The following is a 1,341-nucleotide window of genomic DNA, read 5'->3' as shown; positions in this document are numbered from 1 at the left end:
CGCGCCACCAGCAGCGTGGTACCACACTGCGCGCCGATCACCGCGGCATCCGTCACCGCCAGCACCGGCGGGGTGTCGACGATCACCAGGTCGTAACGCTCGCCCACCGCGTCGAGGAAGCGGCTGAAGCCCGCGGTCGTCAAAAGCTCCGACGGGTTGGGCGGCACCATGCCCCGGGCGACATAGTCGAGGCCGTCGATCCGACTGTGGCGGATCACCTCGTCGAGCCCCTGACGGCCACCCAGCAGTTCGGAGAGCCCGCCGTCGCTGCGCTCACCGAAGGCATGGTGCAGGTGGCCCTTGCGCATGTCGGCATCCACCAGCAGCACCCGCTGCCCCGCCTGAGCGCAGATCGCGCCGAGGTTGACGGCGATGAAGCTCTTGCCGACGCCCGGGCCGGGGCCGGTGATCATCAGGCGGTTGTCACGCCCTTCCAGCATGGCGAAATGCAGGCTAGTGCGCAGGCCGCGCAGCGCCTCGCTGGCCGTATCGGTCGGCGCTCGCTCGGCCAGCACGTCGCTGACCACCTCGCGGGCCTGGCGCTCCCGGCGATGCTTGACCCGCCTCACCAGCTTCTTCTGCTCGTCGGAGAGCGGCACCGTGGCATAGACCGGCAGGCCGGCCTCCTCGAGCTGCTCGGGCACCTCCACCCCGCGGTTGAGCAACCCGCGCACTGCCACGCCACTCATCGCCAGCATGCCGCCGAGCAGCGTGGCGAGCATCACGATCCGCGGCTTGCGGGGCTCGATCGGGGCCACGCCGACCTCCGCGTCATCGATGATGCGCACGTTGCCGATGGTCCCGGCACGCGCCACCTGCAGTTCCTGCATCCGGTTGAGCACATTGACGTAGATGGCCTGGGTCACCTCCACGTCGCGCGTCCGCCGCACCACTTCCTGCTGCGCTTCCGGCAGGTCGTCGACCCGCGCATTGAGGGCGGCGCGCTCGGCCTCGAGATGGCGCTTCTGGCGCAGCAGCGACTGGTAGGAGGGGTGGTTGGGCGTGTAGCGCTGCGCCAGCTCGGCCTCCCGGAACTCCAGTTCGTTGAGCTGGCTGTCGAGCGCGACGAACTGCTCGATGGCGGCCTGGGCCTCGGAGGTCAAGTCGACGCTGTGCTGGGCCGCGCGGTACTCGTTGAGGCTGTCCTCGGCCGCGCGGAGCTGCGTACGCAGCTCGGGGGCCTGCTCCTCGAGAAACGCCAGGCTCTGTTCGATCTCGGCCGACTGGCGCCGGACATTCTGGGTGAGGAAGGTCTCCGCCACGGCATCCAGCGAGCGCCGGATCTCGTCGCGATCGGGCCCGGTCAGGGTCAGGCGCAACATCCCGGTGCTCGTGCCACGA

1 protein-coding gene is annotated in these 1,341 nt (G+C 69.9%); it reads right to left on the bottom strand.

The features are described from left to right. The coding region (locus MKP05_RS21110; protein ID WP_240570115.1) for a polysaccharide biosynthesis tyrosine autokinase at window positions 1-1,322 on the bottom strand (1,322 nt) is incomplete at its 3' end. Window positions 1,323-1,341 lie beyond the last annotated feature (19 nt).

Source organism: Halomonas flagellata, assembly GCF_022487945.1.
In the GTDB taxonomy this organism is placed as follows: domain Bacteria; phylum Pseudomonadota; class Gammaproteobacteria; order Pseudomonadales; family Halomonadaceae; genus Halomonas; species Halomonas flagellata.
Note: the sequence above shows the minus strand (reverse complement) of the source record. Positions and strands in the feature narration are given on the sequence as shown.